Here is a 25,294-nt window from a genome sequence, read left to right as displayed (position 1 = left end):
CCTGAAGCGGCGGGGCAAGGCTCCGCCTGGCAACGTTAACCGCGAAACTGCGAGCGCGGCATGATATTGACCGTTTCGTGCAGTTCAGACCACACCAGAACGGCTTCGCCGCTTTGCAACTGACGCCGTACATCGGCGACCTTTTGCTCAAGCGAGCGTTCATGTTCACCATAATCGGTGCCTTCGCGCAAGACGAAGGCTTCAATCAGGCGCTCCAGCGTGTCGGGCGCGATGTCTTGCCAGGGAATGATCATTTATCGGTCCAGATAAGGGGTTAACCAGTCAGGAATGCGCTGCTCAAGCCACATTTTCGGCTGACGCAGCGTGCCGCCGACGAAGCCCACGTGACCGCCGTGCTCCGTCAGCTGATACTCAATATTAGCAGGCAGCGTGGTCGTGTCGGGGATCACATGATGATCCATAAACGGGTCATCTTTGGCGTGGATAATCAGCGTCGGACGAGTAATCGCCGCGAGCCGCGGCAGGGCGCTGCACTGCTGGTAATAATCGACGGCATCGCGGTAGCCGTGGATCTTCGAGGTGATGAGATCGTCGAAATCGCGAATGCGGCGCAGGCGTTTAAGCTGGGCGAGGTCGACGGGCAGCGTGCCAGGCCAGGCCTTCAGCTTGCGGGTCGCGTTGGCTTTCAGCAGGTTCAGCAGATAGAACTGATAAAAGCGCGAAAACCCTTTTTCCATATGATTGCAGCAGTGCTCCAGCATAAACGGCGCGGAAACAATGACCCCGGCGGTAAGCGGGAAGGCGGCGTCAATCTCCGCCATCAGGCAGCCGAGCATATTGCCGCCGAGCGAGTACCCGACCGCCGCTGTCGGCACCGTGCCGAAGCGTTCATCGAGCCAGCGCAGGAAAAAGGTGCCGTCTTCGGTTTCGCCTGAATGATAGATACGTCCCAATTTGTTCGGCACGCCGCTGCAACCGCGAAAATGCATCACCACGCCGAGCCATCCGCGCTGTTTCGCTGCGTGGATAAGCCCGTGTGCATAGGGGCTGTGCAGGCTGCCTTCCAGTCCGTGGAACACCACCAGTCGCGGCTTATGGCGCGCCTGTTCCGGGTTTTCGCTAAACGCGAGGTCGACGAAATCGCCGTCCGGCAAATCGAGCCGCTGCCAGTGCGGCTCAAACTGCAACCGGCGGCGCAGAACGCGCGGCAGCATGGTTTGCAGATGCGGATTGCTGACTCCCGGCATTGGCTGAAAGTGTGAAGAATCGGTGTTCAGTGCAGGGAGTTCTGCGGGGGTAATGTCGGCCATGGCACGCTGTCTGTTGGTTAGTTCGCTAACTACTATAACGATTGTTATTCATTTTGTTGATGGTTTGATGCGGATCACTCAGCCAGCAAATTGCGCGAGAAAAGATGAATATCCGCATCCGGCTTGCGCCGCCAGAGCCGGGCTTTACGCGCGCCGGTGGCGACGCTCTCGCCGGTCTCTTCAAACATGCCCGAGGCCTCAAAGCGGCGGATCAGGCTTTTGCGCTGGATAGGCTGGCCGAGAATAATCTCCGTCGCCTCCTGCAGCTGGCTCAGGGTAAAGCATTCCGGCAGGCAGTATACCGGCAGAAGCGAGTACATCGTCTTCTGGCGTAAGCGGCGCAGCGCCGCCTCGATAATCGCGCGGTGATCGAACGCCAGCGCGAGGGTATCCAGCGCCGTCACCGGCACCCACTGCGCATCGCTGACCGACGCGATATGCGGCTGGCAGTCGACCCAGGCGATAAGCGCAAACCACGCGGTCGTCAGGCTCCAGCCGCGCGGGTCGCGATCCGGGCCGGAAAAGGTCTCCAGCTGCTCCAGCCATGACGGGCGCACGCCGGTTTTTTCGGTCAGCTTGCGTAGCGCCGTGGCGTGCGTTGAGGCGTCTTTTTGCATATCGATAAAGCCGCCCGGCAACGCCCAGCGCCCCTGCTGCGGCTGACGCGCGCGCTGCACCAGCAGGACACAGAGCGCCTGGTCATGCAGGGTGAACAGCACGCTGTCCACGGTTACCAGTGGCGAAGGGAACCGCGCAGGATCGTAGTTTTCCAGATATTCTGCTTCAGTGGTCATGCGCCGCTCCGTTTAATTGTCTCAGAGACAAGTTTACCAGCCCGACAGAGCGGGGCAAAGCAAACCTTTATTGCTTTATTTTTCAGCAACATGCTATTTTTTAACCACGCCGGCGAATTTTTCGCTTGCTTATTAGTGTCTCTTGGACAATATTAAATGTGTCGCAAGGACATTAACTCATTAACCGGGGCGAACATGATGCAGACGCAACTGATGGTAGACGGACAAGAGATAGCAACACAGACCGGGCGTTTTCCTGACGGCGCCGTATGGGCGAAAGTGACCGGCGAGCTGCCTCGCGTCGCCTCGCTGATGCGTATTCGCGCCGCCGCCATGAAAACGATGGACGACTTTATGCTGCTGGCGCAGTTGACCGACGCAGTACGTCAGCATTGCGATGTCCGCTTCAGCCATCTGGAACTGCCGTGGCTGCCGTATGCCCGCCAGGACAGACATATGCAGCCGGGCGACAGCTTTGCGCTGAAAGTGTTTGCCCGCCAGCTAAACACGCTCGGTTTCGACAAAGTGCTGGTGCTGGATCCACACAGTGAAGCCGCCGCGGCCGCCATCGATAATCTCGTGGCCATCCCGCAGGAGCGCTGCCTGATGCAAAGCCCGACGCTCGTCAGTGCCCTGAAGGCCGGTGAGCTGATGCTGGTCGCGCCGGACGCCGGCGCGCTGAAAAAAATCCACGCGGTAGCGCAGGCGGTCGGGGCTGAAGGCTTCGCCACGCTGACCAAACAGCGCAATGTCGCCACCGGCGCGCTGACTGGCTTTCGTCTGGTAGATGGCGATGTGCAGGGCAAGGCGGTGCTGATTGTCGATGACCTGTGCGACGCGGGCGGCACGTTTATCGGCTCCGCCCAGGTGCTGCGCGACGCGGGCGCCCGCAGCGTCAGCCTGTACGTTACCCACGGCGTATTTTCCAAAGGCGTCGAGAACCTGCTGAATAACGGCATTGACCAGCTGTATACGACCACCTCTTTCGCGCCTGCGACACTGGCGCAGGATCGGGTAGAAATGATTGATATCAATACTATTTATAACGCGTAAGGAGAAGGGAGATGAAGATGAATCCGATTCTGGCTATTGATGGCTACAAAGTGTCGCATCGCGAACAGTATCCGGCTGGCACCACCAAAGTGTATTCCAACTTCACGCCACGCAGCGATAATCATTTCCACTCTCCGGTGGCGGACGGCAAGCTGGTGTTCTTCGGTTTACAAGGATTCCTGCAGTGGTTCCTGGTGGATCTCTTTAACGAGCAGTTTTTCGCCCGCCCGCAGGCGGAAGTGGTCGACGAATATCAGGCCGTGATGGACAGCTATATCGGCAAAGGCGCGGTGAGCGCAGATCATATTCGCGCGCTGCATCAGCTCGGTTATCTGCCGCTGCATATCAAAGCGCTGGATGAAGGCAGCAAGGTGGCGATGAAAGTGCCGGTGCTGACCATCACCAACACGATCCCGGAATTTTTCTGGCTGGTGAACTACCTGGAAACCGTGCTCTCCGCGGAGCTGTGGAAATCGTCCACCAACGCCACGATTGCGCACCACTACCGTAAAATCTGCGAACACTGGGCAGAGAAAACCTGCTCTGACGTAAGCCACCTGGATTTCCAGTGCCACGACTTCTCCTTTCGCGGGATGTCGGGCTTGCAGGATACCGCGCAGGCGGGCAGCGGCCATCTGCTGAGCTTTAAAGGCACCGATAATATTCCGTCGATGCTCTACGCCCGCGATTATTACACCCAGGGACAGGAATGTTTTATTGCCGCCTCTATTCCGGCGACCGAGCACAGCGTGATGTGCATGGGCGAGAAAGAGAGCGAGATCGAGACGTTCCGCCGCCTGATTTGCTCTCTCTACCCGAACGGCTTTGTCTCGATTGTGTCCGATACCTGGGATTACTGGCGCGTTATCACCGAGTATACCCGGGAGCTGAAAACGCAGATCATGGCGCGTGACGGCCGCGTGGTGTTCCGCCCGGACAGCGGCGACCCGGTAGAGATCCTGTGCGGCACCGGCGCGGATGACGACACCCGCGCTGACCGCACGCCGGAAGAGAAAGGCTCGGTAGAAGTGCTGTGGGAGATTTTCGGCGGCACAGTGAATGATAAAGGCTTTAAAGTGCTCGACCCGCACGTGGGCCTGATTTACGGCGATTCCATCACCCTGGAACGCGCCGAAGAGATCCTGCGCCGTCTGGCGGCGAAAGGCTTCGCCAGTTCGAACGTGGTGTTCGGCGTGGGTTCGTTTACCTACCAGTACAACACCCGCGACACCTTCGGCTTTGCGATGAAAGCCACCTACGGTGAAGTGAACGGCGTCGGCCGCATGATTTTCAAAGAGCCGAAAACCGACAACGGTCTGAAACGTTCAGCGCGCGGCCTCCTGCGGGTGGAGCGTAACAACGAAGGGGAGTATCAGCTGTTTGACGAGCAGACGCTGGAGCAGGAACAGCAGGGCGAGCTGAAAACCCGCTTCCTGGATGGCAAACTGCACGGCGTGGAACATCTGGAAACGCTGCGCCAGCGGCTGGCGGCGCAGCGTTAATCAAGCCAACCGGGCCTGCGGGCCCGGTTAGTCGTTTTGCAGCATCGCTTCCAGCTGCTCCTGGGCGTCCAGCCACGCCATTTCGCACTCTTCCAGCGCCGCTTTGGTCTTCGCCTGCGTTTGCAGGCATTCATTCATCTCCGCTTTGCGAGCCGGATCGTAAATGGCGCTGTCGCCGAGCTTCTCTTCAACGGCCGCGAGCGTGGCGTTGAGCTTTTCCATCTCTTTTTCCAGACGGGTTATCTCTTTGCGCAGCGGCTGCGTCTGGGTGCGCAGCTCCGCCTCGCGGCGCTTCTGATCTTTACGCGCCTGGGCGCTGTTGCCGTTGTCTTTCTCGCGGCTGGCATCGTCGCCCTGGTTCTCCTGCTTCTGCACGTCGCTCAGCCACTGCTGATAGTCGTCCAAATCGCCGTCGAAAGGCTCGACCTTGCCATCATGCACCAGATAGAGATCGTCGGTGGTGGAGCGAATCAGGTGACGGTCGTGCGAGACCACCACCAGCGCGCCTTCAAATTCGATCAGCGCGTCGGTGAGCGCCTGGCGCATATCGAGGTCGAGGTGGTTGGTCGGTTCATCAAGCAGCAGCAGGTTAGGGCGCTGCCAGACGATGAGCGCGAGCACCAGACGCGCCTTCTCGCCGCCGGAGAAACGTTCGGTCGCTTCCGTGACTTTATCGCCCTGGAAGCCGAAGCCGCCGAGATAGTCGCGCAGCTGCTGTTCGGTTTCACGCGGGGCGATGCGCGCCAGATGTTGCAGCGGCGACTCGTCGGCCCGTAAAAATTCCAGTTGGTGCTGCGCGAAGTAGCCAAGTTTGATGCCTTTGGCGAGGCCGATATCGCCGCTGACCGGCGCCAGCTCGCCCGCCAGCAGTTTGATAAGCGTTGATTTACCCGCGCCGTTGCGCCCCAGCAGGCCGATGCGCGAGCCGGGCACCAGGTTGAGCTTGATGGAGTTCAGAATGGTGCGTTCGCCATAACCGGCGCTGACTTTTTCCATCTTCAGCAGCGGGTTAGGCAGGCTTTCCGGCGCGCGGAAGCTGAAGTGGAACGGGTTATCGACATGCGCAGGCGCAATCAGCTCCATGCGCTCCAGCATTTTGATGCGGCTCTGGGCCTGCTTCGCCTTGGACGCTTTGGCTTTAAAGCGGTCGATGAAGCTTTGCAGATGCGCGACGCGCTGCTGCTGGCTTTCGTAGGTCGCCTGCTGCTGGGCGAGACGCGTGGCGCGCTGGCGCTCAAACGAGCTGTAGTTGCCGGTGTACTCGAACATATTTTGCTGTTCGATATGAATGATTTTATCCACGACCGGATCCATGAAGTCGCGGTCGTGCGAGATAAGGATCAGCGTGCCGTTATAGCTTTTCAGCCATTTCTCCAGCCAGATGACCGCGTCGAGATCGAGATGGTTAGTGGGTTCATCGAGCAGCAGCAGATCAGAGCGGCAAATCAGCGCCTGCGCGAGGTTAAGACGCATACGCCAGCCGCCCGAGAAGTCGCTCACCGGGCGCGTCAGCTGTTCATTGCTGAAACCCAGACCGTGCAGAAGGCTCGCGGCGCGCGAGCGGATGGTCCAGGCATCGATGGCGTCCAGCTTGCCGTGCGCCGTCGCGATGGCGTGGCCGTCGTTGCGCCCGGTCGCCTCGTTAAGCTCGTGCTCAAAGGCGCGATATTCGCGGTCGCCGTCAATGACGTACTCTAGCGCGGGCTGCGGGAGCGCGGGCGTCTCCTGGTTCACCCAGGCGAGCTGCCAGGTGCCAGGGTAAGTGAAGCTGCCGCCGTCGGCGCTTATCTCGTTTTTCAGCAGCGACAGCAGCGTGGATTTGCCGCAGCCGTTTTTACCCACCAGGCCCACTTTCTGGCCCGGGTTAATGGTGGCGGTGGCGTTGTCCAGCAGCACGCGGGTGCCGCGACGAATTTGTAACGAGGAGAAAACAATCATAAGGCGCCGTAGATTCAGACTATGTTAAATTGTCATTATATTCATGTAACGTGATGCTTTAGGGCACCGCGTGGGGCCGCCATGGTAGCCCAAAATAGTAACAATGACGACGCCCTGGAGGGGAATGATGTCACAGACAGCGAAAGTTTTGCTGCTGTATGCCCATCCGGAATCTCAGGACTCGGTGGCTAACCGGGTTTTGCTTAAGCCGGCTCTGCAATTACCTAATGTCACGGTGCATGACCTCTATGCCCACTATCCCGATTTCTTTATTGATATCAGCCATGAGCAGGCGTTGCTGCGCGAGCACGATGTGATCGTTTTTCAGTTCCCGCTCTACACCTATAGCTGTCCGGCGCTCCTGAAAGAGTGGTTCGATCGCGTGTTAAGCCGCGGTTTCGCCAGCGGCGTGGGCGGCAACGAGCTTGCCGGCAAATACTGGCGCTGCGTTATCACGACCGGCGAGCCGGAAACGGCTTATCGCCCCGACGGCTTTAACCGCTATGCCCTGAGCGACATTTTACGTCCCTTCGAACTGACGGCCGCCATGTGTCGTATGCACTGGATGACGCCGCTGATCATTTACTGGGCGCGGCGTCAGTCGCTTTCTGAACTGGCGGCGCAGGGCCGCGCGTATGAAAGCTGGCTGGCCGCGCCGTTAACACCGGGGGGCTTCTGATGGAAGGCTCGGACCTGCTGCTGGCAGGCATTCTGTTTCTTTTCGCCGCGGTGGTGGCGGTGCCGATTGCGGCGCGGCTTGGCATCGGCGCGGTGCTGGGTTATCTGCTCGCCGGGATAGCGATTGGCCCGTGGGGCCTCGGTTTTATCAGCGACGTCGACGAAATTCTGCACTTCTCGGAGCTCGGCGTCGTGTTCCTGATGTTCCTGATAGGGCTTGAGCTGAACCCCTCGAAACTCTGGAAGTTGCGGCGTTCTATCTTCGGTATCGGCGCGGCGCAAGTGCTGTTAAGCGCGGTGGTGCTGGCCGGGCTGCTGATGTTGACCGATTTCGCCTGGCAGGCGGCAGTGGTGGGCGGTATCGGCCTTGCGATGTCGTCAACCGCGATGGCGTTGCAGCTGATGCGCGATAAGGGCATGAACCGCACCGAAGGCGGGCAGCTCGGATTTTCCGTGCTGCTGTTCCAGGATCTGGCGGTGATCCCGGCGCTGGCAATGGTGCCGCTGCTGGCGGGCAACGGCGATGAACATCCTGACTGGATGAAGATCGGCATGAAAGTGCTGGCGTTCGGCGGAATGCTGATAGGCGGGCGTTATCTGCTGCGCCCGGTGTTTCGCTTTATCGCGGGCTCCGGCGTGCGCGAGGTGTTTACCGCCGCCGCGCTGTTGCTGGTGCTGGGCTCGGCGCTGTTTATGGATTTGCTGGGGCTGTCGATGGCGCTCGGCACGTTTATCGCCGGCATCCTGCTGGCGGAGAGCGAATATCGCCATGAGCTGGAGATAGCCATCGAGCCGTTTAAAGGCCTGCTGCTGGGACTGTTTTTTATCTCGGTCGGCATGGCGTTAAATCTGGGCGTCCTCTATACCCATATTTTGTGGGTGGTGATGAGCGTGGCGGTGCTGGTGAGCGTCAAAATGGCAGTGCTGTACGGCCTGGGACGCTTTCAGGGCCTGCGGCGCACCGAGCGTTTGCAGTTCGCGGGCGTGCTGAGCCAGGGCGGCGAATTCGCGTTCGTGCTCTTTTCCAGCGCCTCGTCGCAGAAACTCTTTCATAACGACCAGATGGCGCTGCTGCTGGTGACGGTCACGCTTTCGATGATGACCACGCCGCTGGTAATGAAAGGCATCGACCGGCTGCTGGCGCGCCACTTCAACGCGCAGGATGAGCATGACGAAACCCCGTATGTGGAAGATGATAAACCGCAGGTGATCATCGTCGGCTTCGGGCGCTTTGGTCAGGTGATTGGCCGCCTGCTGATGGCCAATAAAATGCGCATTACGGTGCTGGAGCGCGATATCAGCGCGGTCAACTTGATGCGTAAATATGGCTACAAAGTTTACTATGGCGACGCGACGGAGCTTGAACTGCTGCGCGCCGCGGGCGCGGAATCGGCGGAGTCTATCGTCGTGACCTGTAACGATCCGGAAGACACGATGCGGATTGTGCATCTCTGCCAGCAGCACTTCCCGCAGCTGGAGATTCTGGCGCGCGCGCGCGGGCGTGTTGAAGCCCATGAGCTGTTGCAGGCGGGCGTGAAGCAGTTTTCCCGTGAAACCTTCTCCAGCGCGCTGGAGCTGGGGCGCAAGACGCTCATTTCGCTGGGTATGCATCCGCATCAGGCGCAGCGCGCGCAGTTGCATTTCCGTCGTCTTGATATGCGGATGCTGCGCGAGCTGATGCCGGTACATACCGATAACGCGCAAATCTCCCGCGTGCGCGAGGCGCGGCGCGAGCTGGAAGAGATTTTCCACCGTGAGATGCAGCAGGAACGACGCCAGCTGGACGGCTGGGATGAGTTTGAATAGAGGTTAAGCTATGGCGGTGCGTAAACGTTTTATTGCCGGGGCCGTCTGCCCGAAGTGTCAGGCGCAGGATTCTCTCGCGATGTGGCGGGAGAATCAGGTCGATATCGTCGAGTGCGTAAAGTGCGGGCACCAGATGCGCGAGGCGGATAAAGAAGTTCGCGAGAAGGTTCGCAAAGATGAGCAAGTTATAGGGATTTTTCATCCCGACTAGCGAGATGCCCCAGGTTTCTTTAAGCTAAAGGGTACACAGGCGTCGATTTGGGCTACAATCGGCGCCAGTCTTTTTTCCTCACTCAGGAGATATCATGAAAGTAGCAAAAGACCTGGTGGTCAGCCTGGCCTATCAGGTACGTACAGAAGACGGTGTGTTGGTTGATGAGTCTCCGGTGAGTGCGCCGCTGGACTACCTGCATGGTCACGGCTCCCTGATCTCCGGCCTGGAAGCCGCGCTGGAAGGTCACGATGTTGGCGATAAATTCGATGTGAACGTAGGCGCCAACGACGCTTACGGCCAGTATGACGAAAACCTGGTACAGCGCGTACCGAAAGACGTTTTCATGGGCGTTGACGAGCTGCAGGTTGGCATGCGCTTCCTGGCGGAAACCGATCAGGGTCCGGTGCCGGTAGAAATCACCGAAGTGGGCGACGACCACGTTGTGGTTGACGGTAACCACATGCTGGCGGGCCAGAACCTGAACTTCAACGTTGAAGTTGTGGCTATCCGCGAAGCGACCGAAGAAGAACTGGCTCACGGCCACGTTCACGGTGCGAACGGTCACGACCATGGCCACGATCACGACCATGACGGTTGCTGCGGCGGCCACAGCCACGATCACGACCACGGTAAAGGTGGTTGCGGCAACGGCGGCTGCGGTTGCCACTAAGCCTGATAAAAAAGGGGCGCTCCGGCGCCCCTTTTTACTGCCCGCCGTTGTCTGTCAGTAATGCGGCGGCGGCGTTTCTTCTGCTTGCGACGCGATCATCGACGTCTGCGAGGCTTTGATTTTCTCCACCATGATTTTGAGCTGTTCGCGTAGTTTCGCGAGTTCCAGCTCATGCGCGGTAACGGACTGGTTTAACGCGTCAATAGTGATTTCCTGGAACGCCAGCCGGCTTTCCAGCTCAGCGATACGGTGTTCTGTCGATTCGTTTTGCATGATGTTTCCCCCTTTGCGTCGCGATTCTACGCAACTTTTCCGGATTCTGCCGGGTTGCTTCAACAGAAAGAAACTTATTTAAACAAATTAAGTCTGAAATAACGCCCGAAACGGAAAAGTGGTTATGTTGATTTCCGTTGCGACGTTTTATAGTACGACTTTCGTTTTTAAAGATAACCCCTGGGGTGAGAGGCCCCAACCCTGGAGATAATGGATGAAATCACTGTTTAAAGTAACGCTGCTGGCGACCACGATGGCTGTGGCGTTCAACGCTCCCCTGACTTTTGCTGCGCCAGCCGCACAGCAGCAGAACGCTGCTCCCGCTGACAGCAAAGCCGCATTCCAGAACGACGATCAGAAATCGGCTTACGCGCTGGGTGCTTCACTGGGCCGTTACATGGAAAACTCCCTGAAAGAACAGGAAAAACTGGGCATCAAACTGGATAAAAACCAGCTGATCGCCGGTGTCCAGGACGCTTTCGCTGATAAGAGCAAACTCTCCGATCAGGAAATCGAGCAGACTCTGCAGGCTTTCGAAACCCGCGTGAAAGGCGCCGCTCAGGCGAAAGTCGAGAAAGACGCGACGGAAAACGAAACCAAAGGCAAAGCCTACCGTGAGAAATTCGCTAAAGAAAAAGGCGTGAAGACCTCTTCTACCGGCCTGCTGTATAAAGTCGAGAAAGAAGGTACTGGGGCTGCGCCGAAAGAGAGCGACACCGTTGTGGTTAACTATAAAGGCACGCTTATTGACGGTCAGGAGTTCGACAACTCCTACAAGCGCGGCGAGCCGCTGTCTTTCCGTCTTGACGGTGTGATCCCGGGCTGGACCGAAGGCCTGAAAAACATCAAGAAAGGCGGCAAAATCAAGCTGGTCATCCCGCCTGAACTGGCTTACGGCAAAAATGGCGTGCCGGGTATTCCGGCTAACTCCACGCTGGTGTTTGACGTAGAACTGCTGGACATCAACCCGGCAGCGAAAGCTGACGCTGCCCCGAAGGCCGCCGCAGGTGATAAAGCGGACGACGCCGCTAAAGTGAAGTAACGCTTCGCAGACCGCCGCCTCAGGGCGGCGGTTTTTTTTATCCCGCGCACATATAATAAAAGCTGGCTAGTGTTGCACCCGCTGTATTACTTTAGCGAGTTACGTAACAACTGAATGATGAGTCTGCCCAGACCTTGAGAGACGACAGGCTCGCTGTAAAGGGTGGTATGTTTTCATGTCCAATTCGCTATTAACCAATGAGGCCAGCGAACTCGATCTGCTGGATCAGCGTCCCTTCGAACAGACCGATTTTGATATTCTGCGCTCCTACGAAGCGGTCGTGGACGGGTTAGCGATGCTCATCGGCTCCCACTGTGAAATTGTGCTGCATTCTCTGCAGGATCTGAAATGCTCGGCCATTCGCATCGCCAACGGCGAACACACGGGCCGAAAAATCGGCTCGCCGATTACTGATCTTGCGTTGCGTATGCTGCACGATATGACCGGCGCTGACAGCAGCGTATCGAAGTGCTATTTCACCCGCGCGAAAAGCGGCGTTTTAATGAAGTCGGTCACTATCGCCATTCGCAACCGCGAACACCGCGTAATTGGCCTGTTGTGTATCAACATGAACCTGGATGTGCCGTTCTCCCAGATAATGAGCACCTTTGTGCCGCCGGAAACCCAAGAAGTGCCGTCGTCTGTGAATTTCGCCTCGTCGGTTGAAGACCTGGTGACCCAGACGCTGGAGTTCACCATCGAAGAAGTGAACGCCGACCGTAACGTCTCTAACAATGCCAAAAATCGTCAGATTGTCCTTAATCTCTATGAGAAAGGCATCTTCGATATTAAAGACGCCATTAACCAGGTGGCCGACCGGCTCAATATCTCCAAACACACGGTTTACCTTTATATCCGTCAGTTCAAAAACGGGGACTTTCAGGGGCAGGATCGCTGATGCGTTTTGCCCTGATGGTGACCGGGCCCGCGTATGGCACCCAGCAGGCGAGCAGCGCGCTGCAGTTTGCGAAGGCGCTGCTGGCGGAAGGTCACAGCCTTGAGAGCGTCTTTTTCTACCGCGAAGGGGTCTATAACGCGAACCAGATGACGGCGCCGGCGAGCGATGAGTTCGATCTGGTGCGTGCCTGGGAAGCGCTTCACAACGAAAATGGCGTGGCGCTGCATATCTGCGTCGCGGCCGCGCTGCGCCGCGGCGTAACGGATGAACATGAGGCGCGCCAGCAGGGGCTTGCTGGCGCGAATCTTCAGCCAGGGTTTGTGTTAAGCGGCCTCGGCGCGCTGGCGGAAGCCGCGCTGACCTGTGACAGAGTGGTCGAATTTTAATGAAACAGGTGGCTTTTGTTTTTACCCATGCGCCGCATGGCAGCGCGGCGGGTCGTGAAGGACTTGATGCTTTGCTGGCGATGTCTGCGTTGACAGAAGAGATTGGCGTCTTTTTCCTGAGCGACGGGGTTTTTCAGATTCTGCCAGGCCAGTCGCCGCAGGCTATTCTCGCCCGCGACTATATCTCCACGTTCAAAGTATTGCCGCTGTACGATATCGAGCGCTGCTATGTGTGCCGCGAGTCGCTGCGCGAGCGCGGGCTGAACGAGGAGCAGACGTTTGTGATTGATGTCGAAACGCTGGATGCCGCCGCCCTGCGCGAGCGTCTGGATGAATACGATGTCGTGCTGACTTTTTAAGGAACGCCATGCTGTATACGCTTTCTCGCTCGCCCTGGCAGACCGATCTCGACGCGTTGCTGCGTCTGGTGCGCCCCGGCGACGATATCCTGCTGATGCAGGACGGCGTGGTCGCCGCGCTTAACGACAGCCGCTTTCTGAGCGTGCTGCTGGCCTCACCCGCCCGGGTGTGCGCTTTAGAAAACGACATTGAAGCCAGAGGGTTGGTCGCTCAAATTTCGCGCAATGTCGCAACGATTAGCTATACTGATTTCGTCGAACTCACAGTAAAACACGCGAGCCAGATGGCCTGGTAATGCCCGAACGCTGTATATTTCTTGACACCCTTAAAGCACAGCCCTAAAATTCCGCGTCCTCATATTATATGGGGACGATTTATTACGTGTTTACGAAGCAAAAGCTAAAACCAGGAGCTATTTAATGGCAACAGTTAACCAGCTGGTACGCAAACCACGCTCTCGCAAAGTTGCAAAAAGCAACGTGCCGGCGCTGGAAGCATGCCCGCAAAAACGTGGCGTATGTACTCGCGTATATACCACCACCCCGAAAAAACCGAACTCCGCACTGCGTAAAGTGTGCCGTGTTCGTCTGACTAACGGTTTTGAAGTGACTTCCTACATCGGTGGTGAAGGTCACAACCTGCAGGAACACTCCGTGATCCTGATCCGTGGCGGTCGTGTAAAAGACCTCCCGGGTGTTCGTTACCACACCGTTCGTGGTGCACTTGACTGCTCTGGCGTTAAAGACCGTAAGCAGGCTCGCTCCAAGTACGGCGTGAAGCGTCCTAAGGCTTAATGGTTCTCCGTTAAGTAAGGCCAAACGTTTTATATTACTGTCAAACTAAACTCGTAGAGTTTTGGACAATCCTGAATTAACAACGGAGTATTTCCATGCCACGTCGTCGCGTCATTGGTCAGCGTAAAATTCTGCCGGATCCGAAGTTCGGATCAGAACTGCTGGCTAAATTTGTAAATATCCTGATGGTAGATGGTAAAAAATCTACTGCAGAAGCAATCGTATACAGTGCTCTTGAGACCCTGGCTCAGCGCTCTGGTAAATCTGAACTGGAAGCTTTCGAAGTCGCTCTGGACAACGTTCGTCCGACCGTCGAAGTTAAGTCCCGTCGTGTAGGTGGTTCTACTTATCAGGTTCCAGTTGAAGTCCGTCCGGTTCGTCGTAATGCCCTGGCAATGCGTTGGATCGTTGAAGCTGCTCGTAAACGCGGTGATAAATCCATGGCTCTGCGCCTGGCGAACGAACTTTCTGATGCTGCAGATAACAAAGGTACTGCAGTTAAGAAACGTGAAGACGTTCACCGTATGGCAGAAGCCAACAAGGCGTTCGCACACTACCGTTGGTAATCCCTTCGGCATGTTAGTCACCAGACGGGCGCTTCAAGTGAGTCGCCCGTTCTGGGTAACTTAATTTGAGCGCCTAAAGAAACAAACGAGGAATCAAATGGCTCGTACAACACCCATCGCACGCTATCGTAACATCGGTATCAGTGCGCACATCGACGCCGGTAAAACCACTACTACCGAACGTATTCTGTTCTACACCGGTGTAAACCACAAAATCGGTGAAGTTCATGACGGCGCCGCTACTATGGACTGGATGGAGCAGGAGCAGGAGCGTGGTATCACCATTACCTCCGCTGCGACTACCGCATTCTGGTCTGGTATGGCTAAGCAGTATGAGCCGCACCGTATCAACATCATCGACACCCCGGGGCACGTTGACTTCACCATCGAAGTAGAACGTTCCATGCGTGTGCTTGACGGTGCGGTAATGGTTTACTGCGCAGTAGGTGGTGTTCAGCCGCAGTCTGAAACCGTATGGCGTCAGGCAAACAAATACAAAGTTCCGCGTATTGCGTTCGTTAACAAAATGGACCGCATGGGCGCGAACTTCCTGAAAGTTGTTGGTCAGATCAAAACCCGTCTGGGCGCGAACCCGGTTCCGCTGCAGCTGGCAATTGGTGCTGAAGACGGCTTCACCGGTGTTGTTGACCTGGTGAAAATGAAAGCCATCAACTGGAACGATGCAGACCAGGGCGTTACCTTCGAATACGAAGATATCCCGGCTGACATGCAGGACCTGGCTGACGAATGGCACCAGAACCTGATCGAATCCGCTGCTGAAGCTTCTGAAGAGCTGATGGAGAAATACCTGGGTGGTGAAGAACTGACTGAAGAAGAGATTAAAAAAGCTCTGCGTCAGCGCGTTCTGAACAACGAAATCATCCTGGTAACCTGTGGTTCTGCGTTCAAGAACAAAGGTGTTCAGGCGATGCTGGATGCGGTAATTGATTACCTGCCATCCCCGGTTGACGTACCTGCGATCAACGGTATCTTGGACGACGGTAAAGATACTCCGGCTGAGCGTCACGCGAGCGATGAAGAGCCGTTCTCTGCTCTGGCATTTAAAATCGCTACCGACCCGTTCGTGGGTAACCTGACGTTCTTCCGCGTGTACTCTGGCGTGGTTAACTCTGGCGACACGATCCTGAACTCCGTGAAATCCGCACGTGAGCGTTTCGGTCGTATCGTACAGATGCACGCGAACAAACGTGAAGAGATCAAAGAAGTTCGCGCGGGCGACATCGCTGCAGCGATCGGTCTGAAAGACGTGACTACCGGTGACACCCTGTGTAACCCGGATCACCCGATCATTCTGGAGCGCATGGAGTTCCCTGAGCCGGTAATCTCTATCGCGGTTGAACCGAAAACCAAAGCTGACCAGGAAAAAATGGGTCTGGCTCTGGGCCGTCTGGCTAAAGAAGACCCGTCTTTCCGCGTATGGACTGACGAAGAATCTAACCAGACCATCATCGCTGGTATGGGCGAGCTGCACCTCGACATCATCGTTGACCGTATGAAGCGTGAGTTCAACGTTGAAGCGAACGTAGGTAAACCTCAGGTTGCTTACCGCGAAGCGATTCGCAGCAAAGTTACCGACGTTGAAGGTAAACATGCTAAGCAGTCTGGTGGTCGCGGTCAGTACGGTCACGTTGTGATCGACATGTACCCGCTGGAGCCGGGCTCTAACCCGAAAGGTTACGAGTTCGTCAACGACATTAAAGGTGGTGTAATTCCTGGTGAATACATCCCGGCCGTTGATAAAGGCATCCAGGAGCAGCTGAAGTCTGGTCCGCTGGCAGGTTACCCGGTAGTAGACATCGGTGTTCGTCTGCACTTCGGTTCTTACCACGACGTTGACTCCTCTGAACTGGCGTTTAAACTGGCAGCTTCTATCGCCTTTAAAGAAGGCTTTAAGAAAGCAAAACCAGTTCTGCTTGAGCCGATCATGAAGGTTGAAGTAGAAACTCCGGAAGAGAACACTGGTGACGTTATCGGTGACTTGAGCCGTCGTCGCGGTATGCTGCGTGGTCAGGAATCCGAAGTAACTGGCGTTAAGATCCACGCCGAAGTTCCGCTGTCTGAAATGTTCGGATATGCAACTCAGCTGCGTTCTCTGACCAAAGGTCGTGCATCATACACGATGGAATTCCTGAAGTATGATGATGCGCCGAACAACGTTGCTCAGGCCGTTATCGAAGCCCGTGGCAAATAAGCCGCAGGGTTAAAACCAAAGTCCCGTGCCCTCTCGGCGAGGGGGCACTATAGTAAGGAATATAGCCGTGTCTAAAGAAAAATTTGAACGTACAAAACCGCACGTCAACGTCGGTACTATCGGCCACGTTGACCATGGTAAAACTACCCTGACTGCTGCCATCACTACCGTTCTGGCTAAAACCTACGGTGGTTCTGCTCGTGCATTCGATCAGATCGATAACGCGCCGGAAGAAAAAGCTCGTGGTATCACCATCAACACCTCTCACGTTGAATATGACACCCCGACTCGCCACTACGCGCACGTTGACTGCCCGGGCCACGCCGACTACGTGAAAAACATGATCACCGGTGCTGCTCAGATGGACGGCGCTATCCTGGTTGTTGCTGCGACTGACGGCCCGATGCCGCAGACCCGTGAGCACATCCTGCTGGGTCGTCAGGTAGGCGTTCCGTACATCATCGTGTTCCTGAACAAATGCGACATGGTTGATGACGAAGAGCTGCTGGAACTGGTTGAGATGGAAGTGCGTGAGCTGCTGTCTCAGTATGACTTCCCGGGCGACGACACCCCGATCGTTCGCGGTTCCGCGCTGAAAGCGCTGGAAGGCGAAGCTGAGTGGGAAGAGAAAATCATCGAGCTGGCTGGTCACCTGGATTCTTACATCCCGGAACCGGAGCGTGCGATTGACAAGCCGTTCCTGCTGCCGATCGAAGACGTATTCTCCATCTCTGGTCGTGGTACCGTTGTTACCGGTCGTGTAGAGCGCGGTATCATCAAGGTTGGTGAAGAAGTTGAAATCGTTGGTATCAAAGACACCGCGAAATCCACCTGTACCGGCGTTGAAATGTTCCGCAAACTGCTGGACGAAGGCCGTGCGGGCGAGAACGTAGGTGTTCTGCTGCGTGGTATCAAACGTGAAGAAATCGAACGTGGTCAGGTACTGGCTAAGCCGGGCTCCATCAAGCCGCACACCAAGTTCGAATCTGAAGTGTACATTCTGTCCAAAGATGAAGGCGGTCGTCACACTCCGTTCTTCAAAGGCTACCGTCCGCAGTTCTACTTCCGTACGACTGACGTAACCGGTACCATCGAACTGCCGGAAGGCGTAGAGATGGTAATGCCGGGCGACAACATCAAAATGGTTGTCACCCTGATCCACCCGATCGCGATGGACGACGGTCTGCGTTTCGCAATCCGCGAAGGCGGCCGTACCGTTGGCGCGGGCGTGGTTGCTAAAGTTCTGGGCTAATTTTTCCAGAATTGAAAAGGGCGCTTCGGCGCCCTTTTTGTTTTATAAGGAAAAATTTTCTGAAAGGGATTGAGCCTCTCATTCGCCCCGGAACACAGAGTTAATGTCTGCTTTTACTTCGTTGTAATCATAACCATTCTCATTTACAATCTGTGCATAAACTGAACGGGAGTTATCATGTACGTTTGTTTGTGTAATGGCATCAGCGATAAAAAAATACGGCAGGCGGTACGTCAGCACCATCCCCAGTCCTTCCAGCAGCTTCGCAAATTTATGCCGATCGGCAACCAGTGTGGTAAATGCGTGCGTGCCGCCCGCGAGATCATGCAGGACGAACTGATGCAGATCCCTGAATATCAGGAAATTGCCTGACCGCAGATTTTGACTTCCTCGCCAGCCCATCTACGCTTCATGTAGTGGAAGCGGAGGGAAGCAAAATGAAAGGTGATATCAAGATAATAAATTATCTCAATAAATTATTGGGAAACGAGCTTGTCGCAATCAATCAGTACTTTCTCCATGCGAGAATGTTCAAAAACTGGGGCCTGATGCGCCTCAACGATGTTGAATATCATGAGTCCATTGATGAGATGAAACACGCCGATATTTATATTGAGCGTATCTTATTTCTTGAAGGCATTCCTAACCTTCAGGACCTGGGCAAGTTGCATATCGGCGAAGATGTAGAAGAAATGCTGCGTTCAGACCTTACGCTTGAGATGGAAGGCGCTAAAGATCTGCGCGAGGCGATCGCCTATGCTGATTCAATTCATGACTACGTCAGCAGGGATATCATGATTAAAATCCTTGAGGATGAAGAGCACCATATCGACTGGCTGGAAACCGAATTGGATCTTATTAGCAAAATTGGCCTGCAGAACTACATTCAGTCCCAGATTAAAGAACAGAGCTGACATCTATACCTTCAGTATCTGGAAGGTAGAGATACTGCATACCAACCCTGCTGCTGCCAGAAATGGACCAAAAGGCAGCGGGGTTTTTCGTAAAAGAGCCGGCTCTCTTTTCCGATACATCACAAAAGACGCGGCAAGGCCCAGTAGAGCGGCAGTCATAAGCAACAGACCCAGCATCTGCCATCCATGCCAGGCGCTAAGCGCGGCAACATATTTCACATCGCCATAGCCCAGCCCTTCAACTCCCCGCAACCATCGGTAAGCCCAGTAAAGCAGCGCCAATGAGAGATAACCGAGAAGCGCGCCTGCTACCGCATCGGAGAGTGCGTCTGGCCGGGAAATAAGATGGTACGACAGGCCCAGCCAGAGTAGGGGGCAGGTCAGACTGTCGGGTAACAGACCATGGCGCAGATCCTTGAGCACGAGCCCTGCGTTTAGCAATACGTATCCAAACATCCATACCGTAACCATTTTTATCCTTGCGAAGAATCATCCATGTGCAAGACAAAATAGGCCCTGTAAAAGGCGAGATGAAGCGCCAGATTTCAGGTGCGCGTAGGGCTTTCCAGCAAATCAATAGTGCAGCCTGACACGTTGTAATGTAATGCGAGACAGTACGAGAGAATGTTTAATTTCTAATCAGCGCTTGCGTCAGCGTGAGATTTACGTATAATGCGCGGGCTGTCATTAATGACGGCGGGTTCGATATGAGCCCTGATAGCTGAAGTTTAGCTATCTACAATGCTCCCAATCGGGGGGCTACGTAAGAACGATTACACTCTCCCATCAATCGTAATGGGTTCGAGGAGTAATCATTTTCGTCTATAAAATAATTGGAGCTCTGGTCTCATGCAGAACCAAAGAATCCGTATCCGCCTGAAAGCGTTTGATCATCGTCTGATCGATCAATCAACCGCGGAAATCGTCGAGACTGCTAAGCGCACTGGTGCGCAAGTCCGTGGTCCGATCCCGCTGCCGACCCGCAAAGAGCGCTTTACCGTTCTGATCTCCCCGCACGTCAACAAAGACGCGCGCGATCAGTACGAAATCCGCACTCACAAGCGTCTGGTTGACATCGTTGAGCCAACCGAGAAAACCGTTGATGCTCTGATGCGTCTGGATCTGGCTGCCGGTGTAGACGTGCAGATCAGCCTGGGTTAATCAGGTCATTGAGCGATTGAGAGGTTGAAACAATGATTGGTTTAGTCGGTAAAAAAGTGGGTATGACCCGCATCTTCACTGAAGAAGGCGTTTCTATCCCAGTAACCGTAATCGAAGTTGAAGCAAACCGCGTTACTCAGGTTAAAGACCTGGCTAACGACGGCTACCGCGCTGTGCAGGTTACCACCGGTGCTAAAAAAGCTAACCGCGTAACTAAGCCGGAAGCGGGTCACTTCGCTAAAGCTGGCGTAGAAGCTGGCCGTGGTCTGTGGGAATTCCGTCTCGCTGATGGCGAAGAATACACCGTAGGTCAGAGCATTAGCGTTGAGCTGTTTGCTGAAGTTAAAAAAGTTGACGTAACTGGCACCTCCAAAGGTAAAGGTTTCGCCGGTACCGTTAAGCGCTGGAACTTCCGTACCCAGGACGCTACTCACGGTAACTCCTTGTCTCACCGCGTTCCGGGTTCTATCGGTCAGAACCAGACTCCGGGCAAAGTGTTCAAAGGCAAGAAAATGGCAGGTCAGCTGGGTAACGAGCGTGTAACCGTTCAGAGCCTGGACGTAGTACGTGTTGACGCTGAGCGCAACCTGCTGCTGGTTAAAGGTGCTGTCCCGGGTGCGACCGGTAGCGACCTGATCGTTAAACCAGCTGTGAAGGCGTGAGGAGATAGCAATGGAATTAGTACTGAAAGACGCGCAGAGCGCGCTGACTGTTTCCGAAACTACCTTCGGTCGTGATTTCAACGAAGCGCTGGTACACCAGGTTGTAGTTGCTTACGCAGCTGGTGCTCGTCAGGGTACTCGTGCTCAGAAGACCCGTGCTGAAGTAACTGGCTCCGGTAAAAAACCGTGGCGCCAGAAAGGTACTGGTCGTGCGCGTTCTGGTTCCATCAAGAGCCCGATTTGGCGCTCTGGTGGCGTGACCTTCGCTGCGCGTCCGCAGGACCACAGTCAAAAAGTTAACAAAAAGATGTACCGCGGCGCGCTGAAAAGCATCCTGTCCGAACTGGTACGTCAGGATCGTCTGATCGTTGTCGAGAAGTTCTCTGTTGAAGCGCCGAAAACCAAGCTGCTGGCACAGAAACTGAAAGACATGGCTCTGGAAGATGTGCTGATCATCACCGGTGAACTGGACGAAAACCTGTTCCTGGCCGCACGCAACCTGCACAAGGTTGACGTTCGCGATGCTACAGGTATCGACCCGGTTAGCCTGATCGCCTTCGACAAAGTCGTAATGACTGCTGATGCTGTTAAGCAAGTTGAGGAGATGCTGGCATGATTCGTGAAGAACGTCTGCTGAAGGTGCTGCGCGCACCGCACGTTTCTGAAAAAGCGTCTACTGCGATGGAAAAAACCAATACCATCGTTCTCAAAGTTGCTAAAGACGCGACTAAAGCAGAAATCAAAGCTGCTGTGCAGAAACTGTTTGAAGTCGAAGTCGAAGTCGTTAACACCCTGGTTGTTAAAGGGAAAGTTAAACGTCACGGACAGCGTATCGGTCGTCGTAGCGACTGGAAAAAAGCTTACGTCACCCTGAAAGAAGGCCAGAATCTGGACTTCATCGGCGGCGCTGAGTAAGTCGGAGGAGTAATACAATGGCAGTTGTTAAATGTAAACCGACATCTCCGGGTCGTCGCCACGTTGTTAAAGTGGTTAACCCTGAGCTGCACAAGGGCAAACCTTTTGCTCCGTTGCTGGAAAAAAACAGCAAATCCGGTGGTCGTAACAACAATGGCCGTATCACCACTCGTCACATCGGTGGTGGTCACAAACAGGCCTACCGTATTGTTGACTTCAAACGCAACAAAGACGGTATCCCGGCAGTTGTTGAACGTCTTGAGTACGATCCGAACCGCTCCGCGAACATCGCGCTGGTTCTGTACAAAGACGGCGAGCGCCGTTACATCCTGGCCCCTAAAGGCCTAAAAGCTGGCGACCAGATTCAGTCTGGCGTTGATGCTGCAATCAAACCAGGTAACACCCTGCCGATGCGCAACATCCCGGTTGGTTCTACTGTTCACAACGTAGAAATGAAACCAGGTAAAGGCGGTCAGCTGGCACGTTCAGCTGGTACCTATGTTCAGATCGTTGCTCGTGACGGTGCTTATGTCACCCTGCGTCTGCGTTCTGGCGAAATGCGTAAAGTGGAAGCTGACTGCCGCGCGACTCTGGGCGAAGTTGGTAACGCTGAGCATATGCTGCGCGTTCTGGGTAAAGCAGGTGCTGCACGCTGGCGTGGTGTTCGTCCTACCGTTCGCGGTACGGCGATGAACCCGGTAGATCACCCACATGGTGGTGGTGAAGGTCGTAACTTTGGTAAGCACCCGGTAACTCCGTGGGGCGTTCAGACCAAAGGTAAGAAGACCCGCAGCAACAAGCGTACTGATAAATTCATCGTACGTCGCCGTAGCAAATAATTTTAGAGGATAAGCCATGCCACGTTCTCTCAAGAAAGGTCCTTTTATTGACCTGCACTTGCTGAAGAAGGTAGAGAAAGCGGTGGAAAGCGGTGACAAGAAGCCCCTGCGCACTTGGTCCCGTCGTTCAACGATCTTTCCAAACATGATCGGTTTGACCATCGCTGTCCATAATGGTCGTCAGCACGTTCCAGTCTTTGTTTCCGATGAAATGGTCGGTCACAAACTGGGTGAATTCGCACCGACCCGTACTTATCGCGGTCACGCGGCTGATAAAAAAGCCAAGAAGAAATAAGTAGGAGGAAGAGATGGAAACTATCGCTAAACATCGCCATGCTCGTTCTTCTGCTCAGAAGGTTCGCCTGGTGGCTGACCTGATTCGCGGTAAGAAAGTGTCGCAGGCTCTGGATATTCTGACCTACACCAATAAGAAAGCGGCTGTATTGGTTAAGAAAGTCCTGGAATCTGCCATTGCTAACGCTGAACACAACGATGGCGCTGACATTGACGATCTGAAAGTCACGAAAATTTTCGTAGACGAAGGCCCGAGCATGAAACGCATTATGCCGCGTGCGAAAGGTCGTGCAGATCGCATTCTGAAGCGCACCAGCCACATCACTGTGGTTGTGTCCGATCGCTGAGACTCTGGAGACTAGCAATGGGTCAGAAAGTACATCCTAATGGTATTCGCCTGGGTATTGTCAAACCATGGAACTCTACCTGGTTCGCGAACACCAAAGAATTCGCTGACAACCTGGACAGCGACTTTAAAGTTCGTCAGTACCTGAACAAGGAACTGGCTAAAGCGTCTGTATCTCGTATCGTTATCGAGCGTCCGGCTAAAAGCATCCGTGTGACCATTCACACTGCTCGCCCGGGCATCGTTATCGGTAAGAAAGGTGAAGACGTCGAAAAACTGCGTAAGGGCGTAGCGGACATCGCTGGCGTGCCTGCACAGATCAATATCGCCGAAGTTCGTAAACCTGAACTGGACGCAAAACTGGTTGCTGACAGCATCACTTCTCAGCTGGAACGTCGCGTTATGTTCCGTCGTGCTATGAAGCGTGCTGTTCAGAACGCCATGCGTCTGGGCGCTAAAGGTATCAAAGTTGAAGTTAGCGGCCGTCTGGGCGGCGCTGAGATCGCACGTACCGAATGGTACCGTGAAGGTCGCGTTCCGCTGCATACTCTGCGCGCTGACATCGACTACAACACCTCCGAAGCGCACACCACTTACGGTGTAATCGGCGTTAAAGTGTGGATCTTCAAAGGTGAGATCCTTGGTGGTATGGCTGCTGTTGAACAACCGGAAAAACCGGCTGCTCAACCGAAAAAGCAGCAGCGTAAAGGCCGTAAATAAGGAGCGTCGCTGATGTTACAACCAAAGCGTACAAAATTCCGTAAAGTGCACAAAGGCCGCAACCGTGGTCTGGCGCAGGGTACGGATGTTAGCTTCGGCACTTACGGTCTTAAAGCTGTTGGCCGTGGTCGTCTGACTGCCCGTCAGATCGAAGCAGCACGTCGTGCAATGACCCGTGCAGTTAAGCGTCAGGGTAAGATCTGGATCCGTGTATTCCCGGACAAACCGATCACCGAAAAGCCGCTGGAAGTGCGTATGGGTAAAGGTAAAGGTAACGTGGAGTATTGGGTTGCCTTGATTCAGCCGGGTAAAGTCCTGTATGAAATGGATGGTGTGCCGGAAGAGCTGGCCCGTGAAGCATTCAAGCTGGCAGCAGCGAAACTGCCGATTAAAACCACCTTTGTAACTAAGACGGTGATGTAATGAAAGCAAAAGAGCTGCGTGAGAAGAGTGTTGAAGAGCTGAACACCGAGCTGCTTAACCTGCTGCGCGAGCAGTTCAACCTGCGTATGCAGGCTGCAAGTGGCCAGCTGCAACAGACTCACCTGTTGAAGCAAGTGCGTCGTGATGTCGCACGCGTTAAGACTTTACTGACTGAGAAGGCGGGTGCGTAATGACCGATAAAATCCGTACTCTGCAAGGTCGCGTTGTTAGCGACAAAATGGAGAAATCCATTGTTGTTGCCATCGAGCGTTTTGTGAAACACCCGATCTACGGTAAATTCATTAAGCGTACGACCAAACTGCACGTACATGACGAGAACAACGAATGCGGTATCGGTGACGTGGTTGAAATCCGCGAATGCCGTCCGCTGTCCAAGACTAAGTCCTGGACGCTGGTTCGCGTTGTAGAGAAAGCGGTTCTGTAATAGAGTAGCGCTCTCTAACAGAATAAACGGCTCAGCGATGAGCCGTTTATTTTTTCTACCCATATCCTGTGAGCGGTGTTATAATGCCGCGCCCTCGATTATGGGGATTTTTAACGACCTGATTTTTAGGTCCCGAAGTAGTAGTTGACATTAGCGGAGCACTGAAATGATCCAAGAACAGACTATGCTGAACGTCGCCGACAACTCCGGCGCGCGTCGCGTAATGTGTATCAAGGTTCTGGGTGGCTCGCACCGTCGCTACGCAGGCGTCGGCGATATCATCAAAATTACCATCAAGGAAGCAATTCCTCGCGGTAAAGTTAAGAAAGGTGATGTGCTGAAGGCGGTAGTGGTGCGCACCAAGAAGGGTGTTCGTCGCCCTGACGGTTCTGTCGTTCGCTTCGATGGCAATGCTTGTGTTCTTCTGAACAACAACAGCGAGCAGCCTATCGGTACGCGTATTTTTGGGCCGGTAACTCGTGAACTTCGTTCTGAGAAGTTTATGAAAATCATCTCTCTGGCACCAGAAGTACTCTAAGGAGCGAATCATGGCAGCTAAAATCCGTCGTGATGACGAAGTTATCGTGTTAACCGGTAAAGATAAAGGTAAGCGCGGTAAAGTTAAGAATGTCCTGTCTTCCGGCAAGGTCATTGTTGAAGGTATCAACCTGGTTAAGAAACATCAGAAGCCGGTTCCGGCCCTGAACCAACCGGGTGGCATCGTTGAAAAAGAAGCTGCTATTCAGGTTTCTAACGTTGCACTCTTCAATGCGGCAACCGGCAAGGCTGACCGTGTAGGCTTTAGATTCGAAGATGGCAAAAAAGTCCGTTTCTTCAAATCTAACAGCGAAACTATCAAGTAATTT

The 25,294-nt window shown here is 54.7% G+C and carries 36 protein-coding genes; 30 read left to right on the top strand and 6 right to left on the bottom strand.

All coding sequences use genetic code 11. The annotated features are described in order from the left end of the window. Nucleotides 1–35: 35 nt before the first annotated feature. The 3 genes from AFK67_RS18950 to AFK67_RS18940 all read right to left on the bottom strand — a co-directional run bounded on the left by AFK67_RS18950 (nucleotide 36) and on the right by AFK67_RS18940 (nucleotide 2,065). Entirely contained in the window at nucleotides 36–254 is a 219-nt protein-coding gene (locus tag AFK67_RS18950) for a YheU family protein (RefSeq protein WP_007720776.1), read from the bottom strand. Next, nucleotides 255–1,271, bottom strand: a complete 1,017-nt coding sequence (locus tag AFK67_RS18945; protein WP_032967147.1) for a hydrolase — start codon at nucleotides 1,269–1,271, stop codon at nucleotides 255–257. A 74-nt stretch (nucleotides 1,272–1,345) separates the two neighbouring features. Next, entirely contained in the window at nucleotides 1,346–2,065 is a 720-nt protein-coding gene (locus AFK67_RS18940; protein WP_007720778.1) for an NUDIX hydrolase, read from the bottom strand. Between the two features lie 195 nt (nucleotides 2,066–2,260). On the opposite strand from AFK67_RS18940, the gene prs reads away from it, so the two are divergent. Beyond that, entirely contained in the window at nucleotides 2,261–3,118 is an 858-nt protein-coding gene (prs, locus tag AFK67_RS18935) for a ribose-phosphate diphosphokinase (protein ID WP_007720779.1), read from the top strand. A gap of 11 nt (nucleotides 3,119–3,129) precedes the next feature. Then, nucleotides 3,130–4,620, top strand: coding sequence for a nicotinate phosphoribosyltransferase (locus AFK67_RS18930; protein ID WP_007720780.1), 1,491 nt, complete (start codon nucleotides 3,130–3,132; stop codon nucleotides 4,618–4,620). 27 nt (nucleotides 4,621–4,647) lie between these two features. Here AFK67_RS18930 and AFK67_RS18925 read toward each other — a convergent pair whose 3' ends face one another. Continuing rightward, the gene (locus AFK67_RS18925) at nucleotides 4,648–6,558 is read right to left on the bottom strand and encodes an ABC transporter ATP-binding protein (protein WP_007720781.1); all 1,911 of its coding nucleotides are present in this window, start codon (nucleotides 6,556–6,558) and stop codon (nucleotides 4,648–4,650) included. A gap of 127 nt (nucleotides 6,559–6,685) precedes the next feature. Between AFK67_RS18925 and kefG the strand changes: the two genes are divergently transcribed. From kefG to slyD, 4 genes are all read left to right on the top strand, one after another. Beyond that, complete coding sequence (kefG, locus tag AFK67_RS18920) at nucleotides 6,686–7,237, top strand: glutathione-regulated potassium-efflux system ancillary protein KefG (RefSeq protein WP_032967149.1); 552 nt, start codon at nucleotides 6,686–6,688, stop codon at nucleotides 7,235–7,237. After that, nucleotides 7,237–9,042: a glutathione-regulated potassium-efflux system protein KefB gene (gene kefB / locus AFK67_RS18915; protein ID WP_007720784.1), complete on the top strand. Its 1,806-nt coding sequence runs from the start codon at nucleotides 7,237–7,239 to the stop codon at nucleotides 9,040–9,042. Before kefG ends, kefB begins: the two co-directional genes overlap by 1 nt. 10 nt (nucleotides 9,043–9,052) lie before the next feature. Continuing rightward, nucleotides 9,053–9,253 carry a YheV family putative zinc ribbon protein gene (locus AFK67_RS18910; RefSeq protein ID WP_004386608.1) on the top strand — a complete coding sequence of 67 codons (201 nt, stop codon included), beginning with the start codon at nucleotides 9,053–9,055 and terminating at the stop codon, nucleotides 9,251–9,253. A 94-nt stretch (nucleotides 9,254–9,347) separates the two neighbouring features. Continuing rightward, a complete protein-coding gene (gene slyD / locus AFK67_RS18905; protein ID WP_007720798.1) occupies nucleotides 9,348–9,926 on the top strand; it encodes a peptidylprolyl isomerase in 579 nt (192 codons plus the stop codon). Between the two features lie 54 nt (nucleotides 9,927–9,980). On the opposite strand, the gene AFK67_RS18900 is transcribed toward slyD, so the two are convergent. Continuing rightward, nucleotides 9,981–10,199 (bottom strand): SlyX family protein, encoded by a 219-nt coding sequence (locus AFK67_RS18900; RefSeq protein ID WP_007720801.1) that lies wholly within the window; start codon nucleotides 10,197–10,199, stop codon nucleotides 9,981–9,983. 214 nt (nucleotides 10,200–10,413) lie between these two features. Here AFK67_RS18900 and fkpA point away from each other — a divergent pair, with 214 nt between their 5' ends. The 11 genes from fkpA (at nucleotide 10,414) to bfr (ending at nucleotide 18,623) form a co-directional block, all read left to right on the top strand. Then, entirely contained in the window at nucleotides 10,414–11,241 is an 828-nt protein-coding gene (gene fkpA / locus AFK67_RS18895; RefSeq protein ID WP_007720805.1) for an FKBP-type peptidyl-prolyl cis-trans isomerase, read from the top strand. 175 nt (nucleotides 11,242–11,416) lie between these two features. Then, nucleotides 11,417–12,139: a helix-turn-helix transcriptional regulator gene (locus AFK67_RS18890; protein ID WP_007720807.1), complete on the top strand. Its 723-nt coding sequence runs from the start codon at nucleotides 11,417–11,419 to the stop codon at nucleotides 12,137–12,139. Further along, the gene (gene tusD / locus AFK67_RS18885) at nucleotides 12,139–12,525 is read left to right on the top strand and encodes a sulfurtransferase complex subunit TusD (protein ID WP_007720809.1); all 387 of its coding nucleotides are present in this window, start codon (nucleotides 12,139–12,141) and stop codon (nucleotides 12,523–12,525) included. Before AFK67_RS18890 ends, tusD begins: the two co-directional genes overlap by 1 nt. Further along, on the top strand, nucleotides 12,525–12,884 hold the full coding sequence (gene tusC / locus AFK67_RS18880; RefSeq protein WP_007720810.1) for a sulfurtransferase complex subunit TusC: 360 nt from the start codon (nucleotides 12,525–12,527) through the stop codon (nucleotides 12,882–12,884). The genes tusD and tusC overlap by 1 nt, the downstream gene beginning before the upstream one ends. An 8-nt stretch (nucleotides 12,885–12,892) precedes the next feature. Continuing rightward, the gene (gene tusB, locus AFK67_RS18875; protein ID WP_007720811.1) at nucleotides 12,893–13,180 is read left to right on the top strand and encodes a sulfurtransferase complex subunit TusB; all 288 of its coding nucleotides are present in this window, start codon (nucleotides 12,893–12,895) and stop codon (nucleotides 13,178–13,180) included. A gap of 124 nt (nucleotides 13,181–13,304) precedes the next feature. Further along, a complete protein-coding gene (gene rpsL / locus AFK67_RS18870; protein WP_002436309.1) occupies nucleotides 13,305–13,679 on the top strand; it encodes a 30S ribosomal protein S12 in 375 nt (124 codons plus the stop codon). Between the two features lie 95 nt (nucleotides 13,680–13,774). Continuing rightward, on the top strand, nucleotides 13,775–14,245 hold the full coding sequence (rpsG, locus tag AFK67_RS18865) for a 30S ribosomal protein S7 (protein ID WP_007720812.1): 471 nt from the start codon (nucleotides 13,775–13,777) through the stop codon (nucleotides 14,243–14,245). A 97-nt stretch (nucleotides 14,246–14,342) separates the two neighbouring features. Beyond that, nucleotides 14,343–16,457 carry an elongation factor G gene (gene fusA / locus AFK67_RS18860; protein ID WP_007720814.1) on the top strand — a complete coding sequence of 705 codons (2,115 nt, stop codon included), beginning with the start codon at nucleotides 14,343–14,345 and terminating at the stop codon, nucleotides 16,455–16,457. Between the two features lie 67 nt (nucleotides 16,458–16,524). Next, a complete protein-coding gene (tuf, locus tag AFK67_RS18855; RefSeq protein WP_038869252.1) occupies nucleotides 16,525–17,709 on the top strand; it encodes an elongation factor Tu in 1,185 nt (394 codons plus the stop codon). 177 nt (nucleotides 17,710–17,886) lie between these two features. After that, nucleotides 17,887–18,081, top strand: coding sequence for a bacterioferritin-associated ferredoxin (gene bfd, locus AFK67_RS22315; RefSeq protein WP_007702510.1), 195 nt, complete (start codon nucleotides 17,887–17,889; stop codon nucleotides 18,079–18,081). 65 nt (nucleotides 18,082–18,146) lie between these two features. Continuing rightward, on the top strand, nucleotides 18,147–18,623 hold the full coding sequence (gene bfr / locus AFK67_RS18845; RefSeq protein WP_007724328.1) for a bacterioferritin: 477 nt from the start codon (nucleotides 18,147–18,149) through the stop codon (nucleotides 18,621–18,623). A 3-nt stretch (nucleotides 18,624–18,626) separates the two neighbouring features. Here bfr and AFK67_RS18840 read toward each other — a convergent pair whose 3' ends face one another. Further along, nucleotides 18,627–19,094 carry a prepilin peptidase gene (locus tag AFK67_RS18840; RefSeq protein WP_007724326.1) on the bottom strand — a complete coding sequence of 156 codons (468 nt, stop codon included), beginning with the start codon at nucleotides 19,092–19,094 and terminating at the stop codon, nucleotides 18,627–18,629. A 378-nt stretch (nucleotides 19,095–19,472) separates the two neighbouring features. On the opposite strand from AFK67_RS18840, the gene rpsJ reads away from it, so the two are divergent. The 13 genes from rpsJ to rplX all read left to right on the top strand — a co-directional run bounded on the left by rpsJ (nucleotide 19,473) and on the right by rplX (nucleotide 25,291). Further along, entirely contained in the window at nucleotides 19,473–19,784 is a 312-nt protein-coding gene (gene rpsJ / locus AFK67_RS18835) for a 30S ribosomal protein S10 (protein WP_001181005.1), read from the top strand. 32 nt (nucleotides 19,785–19,816) lie between these two features. After that, nucleotides 19,817–20,446 carry a 50S ribosomal protein L3 gene (gene rplC, locus AFK67_RS18830; RefSeq protein ID WP_007681261.1) on the top strand — a complete coding sequence of 210 codons (630 nt, stop codon included), beginning with the start codon at nucleotides 19,817–19,819 and terminating at the stop codon, nucleotides 20,444–20,446. Between the two features lie 10 nt (nucleotides 20,447–20,456). After that, nucleotides 20,457–21,062, top strand: coding sequence for a 50S ribosomal protein L4 (gene rplD, locus AFK67_RS18825; RefSeq protein WP_000424395.1), 606 nt, complete (start codon nucleotides 20,457–20,459; stop codon nucleotides 21,060–21,062). After that, on the top strand, nucleotides 21,059–21,361 hold the full coding sequence (gene rplW / locus AFK67_RS18820) for a 50S ribosomal protein L23 (protein ID WP_004388606.1): 303 nt from the start codon (nucleotides 21,059–21,061) through the stop codon (nucleotides 21,359–21,361). Before rplD ends, rplW begins: the two co-directional genes overlap by 4 nt. 17 nt (nucleotides 21,362–21,378) lie before the next feature. Next, a complete protein-coding gene (gene rplB, locus AFK67_RS18815; RefSeq protein WP_000301864.1) occupies nucleotides 21,379–22,200 on the top strand; it encodes a 50S ribosomal protein L2 in 822 nt (273 codons plus the stop codon). A 16-nt stretch (nucleotides 22,201–22,216) separates the two neighbouring features. Continuing rightward, entirely contained in the window at nucleotides 22,217–22,495 is a 279-nt protein-coding gene (rpsS, locus tag AFK67_RS18810) for a 30S ribosomal protein S19 (RefSeq protein ID WP_001138115.1), read from the top strand. Between the two features lie 13 nt (nucleotides 22,496–22,508). Next, nucleotides 22,509–22,841 (top strand): 50S ribosomal protein L22, encoded by a 333-nt coding sequence (rplV, locus tag AFK67_RS18805; RefSeq protein WP_000447529.1) that lies wholly within the window; start codon nucleotides 22,509–22,511, stop codon nucleotides 22,839–22,841. A 17-nt stretch (nucleotides 22,842–22,858) separates the two neighbouring features. Further along, nucleotides 22,859–23,560, top strand: coding sequence for a 30S ribosomal protein S3 (rpsC, locus tag AFK67_RS18800; protein ID WP_004388607.1), 702 nt, complete (start codon nucleotides 22,859–22,861; stop codon nucleotides 23,558–23,560). 12 nt (nucleotides 23,561–23,572) lie between these two features. Next, a complete protein-coding gene (gene rplP, locus AFK67_RS18795; protein ID WP_004388608.1) occupies nucleotides 23,573–23,983 on the top strand; it encodes a 50S ribosomal protein L16 in 411 nt (136 codons plus the stop codon). Then, complete coding sequence (gene rpmC, locus AFK67_RS18790) at nucleotides 23,983–24,174, top strand: 50S ribosomal protein L29 (protein ID WP_004388609.1); 192 nt, start codon at nucleotides 23,983–23,985, stop codon at nucleotides 24,172–24,174. Before rplP ends, rpmC begins: the two co-directional genes overlap by 1 nt. Then, entirely contained in the window at nucleotides 24,174–24,428 is a 255-nt protein-coding gene (gene rpsQ / locus AFK67_RS18785) for a 30S ribosomal protein S17 (RefSeq protein WP_000130100.1), read from the top strand. Before rpmC ends, rpsQ begins: the two co-directional genes overlap by 1 nt. A gap of 166 nt (nucleotides 24,429–24,594) precedes the next feature. Beyond that, complete coding sequence (gene rplN, locus AFK67_RS18780) at nucleotides 24,595–24,966, top strand: 50S ribosomal protein L14 (protein ID WP_004388611.1); 372 nt, start codon at nucleotides 24,595–24,597, stop codon at nucleotides 24,964–24,966. A 10-nt stretch (nucleotides 24,967–24,976) separates the two neighbouring features. Then, nucleotides 24,977–25,291 (top strand): 50S ribosomal protein L24, encoded by a 315-nt coding sequence (gene rplX / locus AFK67_RS18775; RefSeq protein WP_007724317.1) that lies wholly within the window; start codon nucleotides 24,977–24,979, stop codon nucleotides 25,289–25,291. Nucleotides 25,292–25,294 lie beyond the last annotated feature (3 nt).

It is taken from the genome of Cronobacter dublinensis subsp. dublinensis LMG 23823, assembly GCF_001277235.1.
In the GTDB taxonomy this organism is placed as follows: domain Bacteria; phylum Pseudomonadota; class Gammaproteobacteria; order Enterobacterales; family Enterobacteriaceae; genus Cronobacter; species Cronobacter dublinensis.
The sequence above is the reverse complement of the archived record's forward strand: the minus strand, read 5'-3'. Positions and strand labels throughout refer to the sequence as shown.

Bases quoted from the DNA above. Each gene is read 5' to 3' on its own strand.
- AFK67_RS18950 (WP_007720776.1), bottom strand. From the start codon at position 254: ATGATCATTCCCTGGCAAGACATCGCGCCCGACACGCTGGAGCGCCTG.
- rplC (WP_007681261.1), top strand. From the start codon at position 19,817: ATGATTGGTTTAGTCGGTAAAAAAGTGGGTATGACCCGCATCTTCACT.
- rpmC (WP_004388609.1), top strand. From the start codon at position 23,983: ATGAAAGCAAAAGAGCTGCGTGAGAAGAGTGTTGAAGAGCTGAACACC.
- rpsJ (WP_001181005.1), top strand. From the start codon at position 19,473: ATGCAGAACCAAAGAATCCGTATCCGCCTGAAAGCGTTTGATCATCGT.
- AFK67_RS18945 (WP_032967147.1), bottom strand. From the start codon at position 1,271: ATGGCCGACATTACCCCCGCAGAACTCCCTGCACTGAACACCGATTCT.
- rplX (WP_007724317.1), top strand. From the start codon at position 24,977: ATGGCAGCTAAAATCCGTCGTGATGACGAAGTTATCGTGTTAACCGGT.
- slyD (WP_007720798.1), top strand. From the start codon at position 9,348: ATGAAAGTAGCAAAAGACCTGGTGGTCAGCCTGGCCTATCAGGTACGT.
- rplB (WP_000301864.1), top strand. From the start codon at position 21,379: ATGGCAGTTGTTAAATGTAAACCGACATCTCCGGGTCGTCGCCACGTT.
- rpsS (WP_001138115.1), top strand. From the start codon at position 22,217: ATGCCACGTTCTCTCAAGAAAGGTCCTTTTATTGACCTGCACTTGCTG.
- AFK67_RS18925 (WP_007720781.1), bottom strand. From the start codon at position 6,558: ATGATTGTTTTCTCCTCGTTACAAATTCGTCGCGGCACCCGCGTGCTG.
- AFK67_RS18940 (WP_007720778.1), bottom strand. From the start codon at position 2,065: ATGACCACTGAAGCAGAATATCTGGAAAACTACGATCCTGCGCGGTTC.
- kefB (WP_007720784.1), top strand. From the start codon at position 7,237: ATGGAAGGCTCGGACCTGCTGCTGGCAGGCATTCTGTTTCTTTTCGCC.
- fkpA (WP_007720805.1), top strand. From the start codon at position 10,414: ATGAAATCACTGTTTAAAGTAACGCTGCTGGCGACCACGATGGCTGTG.
- rpsL (WP_002436309.1), top strand. From the start codon at position 13,305: ATGGCAACAGTTAACCAGCTGGTACGCAAACCACGCTCTCGCAAAGTT.
- rplD (WP_000424395.1), top strand. From the start codon at position 20,457: ATGGAATTAGTACTGAAAGACGCGCAGAGCGCGCTGACTGTTTCCGAA.
- AFK67_RS18900 (WP_007720801.1), bottom strand. From the start codon at position 10,199: ATGCAAAACGAATCGACAGAACACCGTATCGCTGAGCTGGAAAGCCGG.
- fusA (WP_007720814.1), top strand. From the start codon at position 14,343: ATGGCTCGTACAACACCCATCGCACGCTATCGTAACATCGGTATCAGT.
- AFK67_RS18890 (WP_007720807.1), top strand. From the start codon at position 11,417: ATGTCCAATTCGCTATTAACCAATGAGGCCAGCGAACTCGATCTGCTG.
- rpsQ (WP_000130100.1), top strand. From the start codon at position 24,174: ATGACCGATAAAATCCGTACTCTGCAAGGTCGCGTTGTTAGCGACAAA.
- rpsC (WP_004388607.1), top strand. From the start codon at position 22,859: ATGGGTCAGAAAGTACATCCTAATGGTATTCGCCTGGGTATTGTCAAA.
- tusC (WP_007720810.1), top strand. From the start codon at position 12,525: ATGAAACAGGTGGCTTTTGTTTTTACCCATGCGCCGCATGGCAGCGCG.
- rplP (WP_004388608.1), top strand. From the start codon at position 23,573: ATGTTACAACCAAAGCGTACAAAATTCCGTAAAGTGCACAAAGGCCGC.
- tusD (WP_007720809.1), top strand. From the start codon at position 12,139: ATGCGTTTTGCCCTGATGGTGACCGGGCCCGCGTATGGCACCCAGCAG.
- AFK67_RS18930 (WP_007720780.1), top strand. From the start codon at position 3,130: ATGAAGATGAATCCGATTCTGGCTATTGATGGCTACAAAGTGTCGCAT.
- AFK67_RS18840 (WP_007724326.1), bottom strand. From the start codon at position 19,094: ATGGTTACGGTATGGATGTTTGGATACGTATTGCTAAACGCAGGGCTC.
- rplW (WP_004388606.1), top strand. From the start codon at position 21,059: ATGATTCGTGAAGAACGTCTGCTGAAGGTGCTGCGCGCACCGCACGTT.
- tusB (WP_007720811.1), top strand. From the start codon at position 12,893: ATGCTGTATACGCTTTCTCGCTCGCCCTGGCAGACCGATCTCGACGCG.
- rplN (WP_004388611.1), top strand. From the start codon at position 24,595: ATGATCCAAGAACAGACTATGCTGAACGTCGCCGACAACTCCGGCGCG.
- kefG (WP_032967149.1), top strand. From the start codon at position 6,686: ATGTCACAGACAGCGAAAGTTTTGCTGCTGTATGCCCATCCGGAATCT.
- AFK67_RS18910 (WP_004386608.1), top strand. From the start codon at position 9,053: ATGGCGGTGCGTAAACGTTTTATTGCCGGGGCCGTCTGCCCGAAGTGT.
- rpsG (WP_007720812.1), top strand. From the start codon at position 13,775: ATGCCACGTCGTCGCGTCATTGGTCAGCGTAAAATTCTGCCGGATCCG.
- prs (WP_007720779.1), top strand. From the start codon at position 2,261: ATGATGCAGACGCAACTGATGGTAGACGGACAAGAGATAGCAACACAG.
- bfd (WP_007702510.1), top strand. From the start codon at position 17,887: ATGTACGTTTGTTTGTGTAATGGCATCAGCGATAAAAAAATACGGCAG.
- bfr (WP_007724328.1), top strand. From the start codon at position 18,147: ATGAAAGGTGATATCAAGATAATAAATTATCTCAATAAATTATTGGGA.
- rplV (WP_000447529.1), top strand. From the start codon at position 22,509: ATGGAAACTATCGCTAAACATCGCCATGCTCGTTCTTCTGCTCAGAAG.